Source organism: Oceanobacillus arenosus, assembly GCF_003369575.1.
In the GTDB taxonomy this organism is placed as follows: Bacteria; Bacillota; Bacilli; order Bacillales; family Amphibacillaceae; genus Oceanobacillus; species Oceanobacillus arenosus.
The window spans coordinates 176,537-184,042 of the sequence record NZ_PIOC01000019.1; the positions used below are offsets into that span (position 1 = coordinate 176,537).

At 38.0% G+C, this 7,506-nt stretch carries 10 protein-coding genes; all 10 read left to right on the plus strand.

Annotated elements, in window-relative coordinates; genetic code table 11:
* Positions 1 to 4 precede the first annotated feature (4 nt).
* Positions 5 to 310: a hypothetical protein gene (locus tag CWR48_RS14085; protein WP_115773878.1), complete on the plus strand. Its 306-nt coding sequence runs from the start codon at positions 5 to 7 to the stop codon at positions 308 to 310.
* Entirely contained in the window at positions 310 to 615 is a 306-nt protein-coding gene (locus tag CWR48_RS14090) for a hypothetical protein (RefSeq protein WP_115773879.1), read from the plus strand. The genes CWR48_RS14085 and CWR48_RS14090 overlap by 1 nt, the downstream gene beginning before the upstream one ends.
* Entirely contained in the window at positions 602 to 937 is a 336-nt protein-coding gene (locus tag CWR48_RS14095) for a hypothetical protein (protein WP_115773880.1), read from the plus strand. Before CWR48_RS14090 ends, CWR48_RS14095 begins: the two co-directional genes overlap by 14 nt.
* Complete coding sequence (locus CWR48_RS14100) at positions 927 to 1,328, plus strand: HK97-gp10 family putative phage morphogenesis protein (RefSeq protein WP_115773881.1); 402 nt, start codon at positions 927 to 929, stop codon at positions 1,326 to 1,328. Before CWR48_RS14095 ends, CWR48_RS14100 begins: the two co-directional genes overlap by 11 nt.
* Entirely contained in the window at positions 1,328 to 1,687 is a 360-nt protein-coding gene (locus CWR48_RS14105; protein WP_115773882.1) for a hypothetical protein, read from the plus strand. The genes CWR48_RS14100 and CWR48_RS14105 overlap by 1 nt, the downstream gene beginning before the upstream one ends.
* Positions 1,688 to 2,266 carry a major tail protein gene (locus tag CWR48_RS14110; protein WP_115773883.1) on the plus strand — a complete coding sequence of 193 codons (579 nt, stop codon included), beginning with the start codon at positions 1,688 to 1,690 and terminating at the stop codon, positions 2,264 to 2,266.
* A gap of 13 nt (positions 2,267 to 2,279) precedes the next feature.
* Positions 2,280 to 2,606 carry a phage tail assembly chaperone G gene (gpG, locus tag CWR48_RS14115; RefSeq protein ID WP_115773884.1) on the plus strand — a complete coding sequence of 109 codons (327 nt, stop codon included), beginning with the start codon at positions 2,280 to 2,282 and terminating at the stop codon, positions 2,604 to 2,606.
* Positions 2,607 to 2,894: 288 nt separating this feature from the next.
* The gene (locus CWR48_RS14125) at positions 2,895 to 6,263 is read left to right on the plus strand and encodes a phage tail tape measure protein (protein ID WP_115773886.1); all 3,369 of its coding nucleotides are present in this window, start codon (positions 2,895 to 2,897) and stop codon (positions 6,261 to 6,263) included.
* Entirely contained in the window at positions 6,263 to 7,078 is an 816-nt protein-coding gene (locus CWR48_RS14130) for a distal tail protein Dit (protein WP_115773887.1), read from the plus strand. The genes CWR48_RS14125 and CWR48_RS14130 overlap by 1 nt, the downstream gene beginning before the upstream one ends.
* 14 nt (positions 7,079 to 7,092) lie before the next feature.
* The coding region (locus CWR48_RS14135; protein WP_147294891.1) for a hypothetical protein at positions 7,093 to 7,506 on the plus strand (414 nt) is incomplete at its 3' end.

Consider the following 7,506-nt stretch of genomic DNA (forward strand, 5'->3'; position numbering starts at 1 on the left):
ATAAATGAAATATGAAGTTATTGCTAGATTCATAGATAAAAACACAAAGGTATTACATGAAGTTGGTCATTTTTACGAAACAGACAATGAAAATCGTGCCAATTTGTTAAGAGAAAAAGGATTCATAAAAGTCATTGATGAAGTAGACGGAGACAATATCTTGGATGGGAATATTGAAGATATAAAGAAATCTCTTGATGGTGTTGATGAAGAAACTCTTAAAGAGTTATTGAATGAAGAAAAAGCAAATAAAGATCGTAAAGGTGTAATTGAATATATCAAGGGGCTTATCGAAGTAGGCGATGAATAATGGACATTACTACTATTCTTTTGCTTGTTAAAGAAAGAATTGGTATTCGTTCTACTACAAGAGATACCTATCTAGAAGCAATCATAAAAGGTGTTGTTCGAGAATTGGAAGATGAGCAAGGGTTAGTGCTAGACGAGACTAACCCACATCATCTTATGTTCATGGTTGATTATTCTACATGGCGTTATCAAAGTGTCACAGGCACTCAAACAACATCTACAAGCAGACCATTATCCATGCCGAGACATTTGCAATGGCGATTACACAATCTGGTGATTAGTGGTGTTAAACATGAAGACGTTTGATGATGAAATAAGATTAATTAGCTTGGTTGAAGGTGTAGATTATGAAGGGTTTCCGGTTATTGAAGAAGGGCCACAATCTCCAATTCTTGCTAACCGATTAAGTATCCGTTCGAATGAGTTTTGGAGTGCAAAACAAGGCGGTGTGACATTAACGTATATGTTTGAAGTTCATTCCTTTGAATATAGTGGGGAAGAAAAACTTTTATACCGGAAATCCGAAGCCGATCCTTGGTTAGAACATAAAATTGAACGCTCATATGTCAAAGATGATAATCTCACCGAATTAGTTTGCAGTCGAAAGGCTGATGACCATGCAACTTGATTTTGATGGACTGGATGAACTTATTGCTGAAATTGATCGTATTGAAGGTTTGACGGATGAATTAAAAGACCAGGCGCTAATAAAAGGCGGCGATCTTTTAAAAGACAGAATCGCTTCTGAAGTGTACTCCCATGGACTTACTAAACGAAGCGGAGAAGCGCAGGAAGCTATTACTAGAACTGATCCAGAAAATAATGAGTTGTTTGTAGGAACAAAAGGTGGAGCAAAGCAACCTGGATACTACCTATATATGCACGAATTTGGCTTTTACAACGTACGTGCAGGACGTTTCATCGCTCCGTTACCTTTGGTGTCAATTGTCTATGAAAACAACAAAAACAATATCTTAAATGAGTATGTGGATGTATTTAGAAAGGGGATGGGTATGTAATGTTGCTAGCTGAATCTCCATCCCTAAATAAAATTATTATGGACACACTCAAACCACTTAATGTCCCTGTTGCATCGATGCGGTATAACCAAACGGCTGATACGTACATCGTGTTTTTAATTTACAATGAAGCACCAGAACTGAATGCAGACGATGTGGAAATTATCACTAAGTATTTTATTCAGATGGATGTTTTTTCAAGTGGTAATTTTACGAAACTAGTAAAAGATGTGGTGCGATTAATGAAAAATGCAGGATTCGGTCGTATGTTTGCAAGTGAAACGTATGACGAGGATATGAAAAAGTTTAGAAAGATTATGAGATTTAACTATGAAACTAAAATCGAGGAGGAAGTATAAATGGCTATTAAAGGATTAAAAGATTTAGTATATGCGAAAATCACGAAGGAAGATAGAACAGCAACAACTTACGATGAGGTTAAGCCACTCGGTCCAGCAATGGCCTTAAACTTAGCACCATCCGTAAACCGTGGAAATTTACGTGCAGATGACCAGGTACTATTTTCTGATGCAGCAAAGGGACCTATTGCCGTTACGTTAAACACTGCTTATTTAGAAGAAGAAGTGGAATCCGATATCTTAGGAAAAGAGTTGGATGAAAATGGCGGTTTAACAGATGCAGCAAATGACGATCCTCCATACATTGCTATCGGTGGTCGTGCTGAAAGTGCACGTGGAGGATATGAGTATTTTTGGATTTATCGAGTTAAATTGGCACCTGCTGAAGAGAACAAGGAAACAAAGCAGGAAACACCAACTTATCAAACTCCTAACTTGTCTGGTGAAGCATTACCACGTCTGCATGATGGACTTGAGAAATACAAGATGTGGGATCAGAGCACAAAAGTTACTGATAAGACTATTTTTGATAAATGGCTTACCGAAGTAATCGATAAAAATTGGACACCAACTGTTTAAAGGGGAATAAGTCATGCAAATAAAAATTGAAATAAATGATGAAGAACAAACTTTTTATACTCCCAAAGTGCCTGTAAGTGCTAAACGTAAATATCTTGAAGTTATGGCTAAATCAGAAGAAAAAGCGAAAGATAATGAAAATTACGTGTCGACATATCAAGACCAACTTGATGAAGAATTTGAGCTAGCTGGTGTATTGGCTGATGTTGTTTTTAAAGGACAGTTTACGGTTGAACAATTATTTGATGGTGTAGAAAGTGATTATCTTTATGAGAAATTAGCTGAAGCGGTATTTGGGAAGAAAAAAGAAGGTAATGAGGGAAACAATCAGGGGAAGTGACGTGGAAGGAAGCGTACACTTCCCTTTTGAATTTGTATAAAAAATTAATGTTTCCTCCTCCAAGCTTTATATATGGGGAACCAATCGGCAGAACAGGATGGACGATGTCTCAAATTGATGATATGGATGTCCATTTTTTTAATGATCTAATGATGGCCGAGGAAAATGAACAGACACAAGAAAAAGAGGTCTATCTGTCTGATGTTTGGAGTTAGGAGGGATCTACTTATCTCGGTTTAGCCACGTCCGTTATCGTGGCTTTTTCCTTTTATAAAGGTAGGTGAGAAAATGGCTCAAAAAGATATTGGAACGTTGAGAACTAGATTGTCTTGGGAAGATGATGGGGCGAATAAATCGCTTGAAGGATTCAGACGTGATCTAAAAGGATTACGCTCTGAAATGACACTAGCTAAGTCCGGTGGTAAGGAATATACAAATAGTTTAAAAGGGATGCAACAACAGTCTGATATACTATCACGTCGCTTTAAAACACAGGAAGAACGTGTTAAAGAATTAAAGAAACGTTACGACGAATCGGTAAAAGTTAAAGGTGCAGATGCTAATGCAACAAGAGATCTGCAAGCTCAATTAAATAATGCAAATGCTGAAATGAATCGTACTGAAGGGCAACTTCAACGATTAAACGAAGAAATAAGACGTATGGAAAGCCCTTGGACTAAGCTGGGAGATGGAATGACCAAGACTGGCGATGCTCTACAAACTGTTGGCGGGCATATGACTGATTTTGGTAAATCGTACAGTATGAGGGTAACTGCTCCGATTGTTGCAGGTGGCGTTGCAGTATTTAAAGCAGCTAGTGATTTTGAAAGTGCGTTCGCTGGGGTTGCTAAGACGTTTAGTGGAACCGATGAACAGCTTGCAGATTTACGTGTAGGTATTCGTGAAATGGCTAAGGAAATTCCTGCATCCACAACCGAGATTGCAGCAGTAGCAGAAGCAGCAGGACAGCTTGGTATTAAAGCGGAAAACATTGAAGATTTCACCCGCGTAATGATTGACTTGGGTAATTCCACAAACATGACAGCAGAAGTTGCAGCTACCGAGTTTGCAAGGTTTGCGAATATTGTCGGTATGAGTCAAGATGATTTTGACAAAATGGGATCTAGTATTGTTGCTCTAGGAAACTCTATGGCGACTACTGAAGCTGAAATTTCTAGCATGGCTATGCGATTAGCTGCACAGGGTAGTCAAGTGGGTATGTCTGAAGCGCAGATATTAGCGCTTGCTGCAACAATGTCTTCACTAGGTATTGAAGCAGAAGCCGGTGGTACAGCCATGACAATGGTCCTCAAAAAGATTGATAAAGCTGTCGGTGAAGGTGGAAAATCTGTCGCAGGATTTGCCGAAGCGGCAGGAGTTAGTTCTAAGGAGTTTTCCGATGCATGGACAAATGATCCTATTGTTGCACTTGATATGTTTGTCAAGGGTCTAGCTGGATCAAGTGAAGAAGGTAAGAACTTAACTAGTATCCTAAGTGATTTGGGTATCAAAGGTATAAGAGAATCAGACACTATCTTACGTATGGCTGGTGCTAGTGATTTATTATCTGATGCAGTCAATACTTCCACAACAGCTTGGAAAGAAAATACAGCATTAACTGATGAAGCAGCACAACGTTATGCCACTACCGAATCCCAATTGAAGATACTGTGGAACAGAGTCAAAGACATGGCTATTACGCTAGGTGAAGCATTAATACCTGCCGTCATGGATGCTCTCGACGCAGCAGAACCACTGATTAAAAAAATAGAAGAAGGCGTACAAGCGTTTAGTGATATGACCGAAGAAGAACAGCAGACCATATTAAAAACAATCGCATTAGTTGCAGCTGTCGGTCCTGCGAGTATCGTTTTAGGGAATATGACAACTGCAATCGGTGGAGTTTTAAAAGTCGGCGGTAGTTTTGCTTCTATGCTTGGAAAAGCAGGTGGTACAGGCTTATTAGGTCGTATTGGTTTAATGGGAATGGGTGGGCCTGTTGGTTTGGCTGTTGGTGGTGTTGCCCTTTTGGCAGGTGGAATTTACGCATTAAACCAAGCAAGCCAGGAAAATCTTGAAGAAACTACTAAATCTATTGAAAAGCGTAAAGAAGAACTAGACTCACTAGATGCTACTATTGGTCGTTATGAGGAGTTACAAAGAAAAAACAGTCTGACTACTGATGAAGTATTACGTTATATGGACATCATGGACGAATTAAAAGAAGCTAAATCAGAGGAAGCGATTCAAAAGCTATCAGATGAACAAGCTACTTTGCTTGAAAAATCTGGTTTAACCAATGCTGAAATGGAAGAATTTCTTGGGTTAAATGATCAGATTGTGGAAAAATCCCCATCAACTGTTCAAGCGATATCAGATCAAGGAAATGCTTATGCAGAAGCTACTGACAAAGTTAAAGAATTAAGTCGTGTGGAAAGAGAAAGATTAACACAAGACACTTATATGGCTATAACTGATGAGATGGACAACCAGAAAAGAAATCTTGAGGAACAAAAAGCATTACAAGAAGAAATCAAAGGTCTTGAAAGTGAACGTGAAGTAGAAAACCAAAAAATAATAAGTCATGGAAACGAAATACAAATAATTGACCAAAACATAGCTAAATTAAAACAAAGTATGGTCGGAGCAACTCAAGATGAACGCACAGAAATTGCTCAAAAGATACTTCAAGAGGAATCGGCTAGATCAATCCTTGAAGGTCAACTTGAAATGCACGACGGTGCGATTAGTAAAATTGATAAACAAATCGGTAAGAAACAAGAATCGCTTGAAAAAACTAATAAAGAGCTAGATTTATTTGATAGTTTATTGGACGATTACGCACAAATGATTCTACAAGAATCTGGTATCGTGTCAGAAAAAGGAAAAGCGGTTGAAACTTTACAAAAAGAACAACAAGAAATAGACACTGCTCGAGCAAAACTTAAAGAATTATTTAGCACGCAACAAATTTCATCTGCTGAATATCAAGATCAAAACAAAAAACTGAACGAACAACAAAGTAAAATCGATGTCGCTAAGGGCAAGTTGGAAGAAATGAACACAGTAGCAGGGCGCACTGTTTATAAAGATGTCAATGTTAAAACGAACGTGGATAAAACCTATGAAACACTAAGTGAAACGATTGGTAAGCATGTTCGTGTTTACACATCTACAGATGGGCAATATGCACGAATTGGGGACTCTGTTACTAAACAAGTTAATATTCGAACAGCAGGCGGACGAGTATTGGAACAATATGCATCTGGTACATCTAATCATCCTGGTGGTGCATTTATAGCGGGTGAAGAAGGTTATGAGATAGGCCGTTTAGGCAATCGTTGGGAAATGCTTAACTTAGGATTATATGATCGTCCTGCTGGTTACCAAGTATTTCCCCATGACGAATCTAAGAGGATATTGGGTGCTTTAAACAGCATTCCTGGATATGCTGCAGGCGCTAGACCTAACGGTGAAACTAATAGGGTTGTTAATCAGTTGAATGGTCAGCAATCTGGGCAACCGATACAAGTTAATGTTCATCCGGCTCCAGTTATTATTGATGGGTATGAATTAACGGAAATTATTTTTGATTATATTGACACAAAATTTCAATCATCATTTGGCAATCAATTGACACAAAGTGGGGTGAAGTGATGATAAAAGTTTTTGATACGAACTGGAATGAGATAGATTACCGGTCTAGTGGACTTACGTGTCTTAGTTTTATTCCAGAATCTCTTTCACCTTTATTTGAAACAGACACTCCAGACGGAGAAGATGGACAAATTATTTACGGAACAAATATTACTCCGAGAAACTTATACGCAAGATTTTATTTAAAAGCAGTAGATCATTATGATTATCAACTATTACGTGATGAAATTTATAGCTTATTCGACCCTAGAAGAGATTTATATCTTGTGGATACAAGGCAACCAGGCAAACGATGGAAAGCAAGATATTCGGGGGCATTTAGTCCAGAATATATTAATCAAATTACAGGACAATTCGAATTAACCTTTATCGCATCAAAACCATTTTCTGAATCAATTGGAACATCTTTAAATCCACAAACGTTTGATTCTGAATTATGGCAGATAGGTCAAGGGTTGATTACCGATGAAACAAAATACATTCATAATACAACAAAATTTAGAATCTATAATGCTGGTACCGAAATAATTAACCCTAAAAAACACCCTTTGATTATAAAATATAAAGGCGCATCCACAAATTTACAAATTAATAATAACACCACACTTGAAACGTGGTCACACACAGGAACAACAACAGTTAATGACACTCTTGAATTAAATCGATTAAGGTCACTGAAAAATAGTGTTGTTAACATATTTCAAAATACTAATAGACGTTCAATCTCGTTGGCTCCTGGTTGGAATGAAATTGAATTGATTGGTACAAGTGGAAGCTTCGAAGTAACGTTCGACTTTCGCTTTTACTATATTTAGAAGGAGGTACAACAGTGGCAAGATTCCCAGAATTAAACACAGGACTTACAAGAGATTTTAGAAACTCATATAATGAAGGAATTAAGAAAATAGACACAGACTTGAATAAAAGCTCAAGTGACGCTTCAAATGCATTAGCCAAATCGACTAAGGCTGAAGTAAATGCAAGCGAAGCTAAAGCGGCAGCAGATAGAACTTCCACTGAATTAGGACAAGCCATCTTAAAAGGTGATTCCAGTCCTTTAGCCGGGCAACTTTCTGTGGGTGCAGACGGAACTGTTTATCCTGGTGGTCCGCAAGAAAGATTAGTAAAAGAACTGAATTCAGTTAATAAGGACTTGGCACAAATGGCATCATTATCTTATGTCGATGCTATTTTAGCTAGTTTAGGAAATGGAGCGCCCAAAGAGGCGTTTTTTTCTTTACCT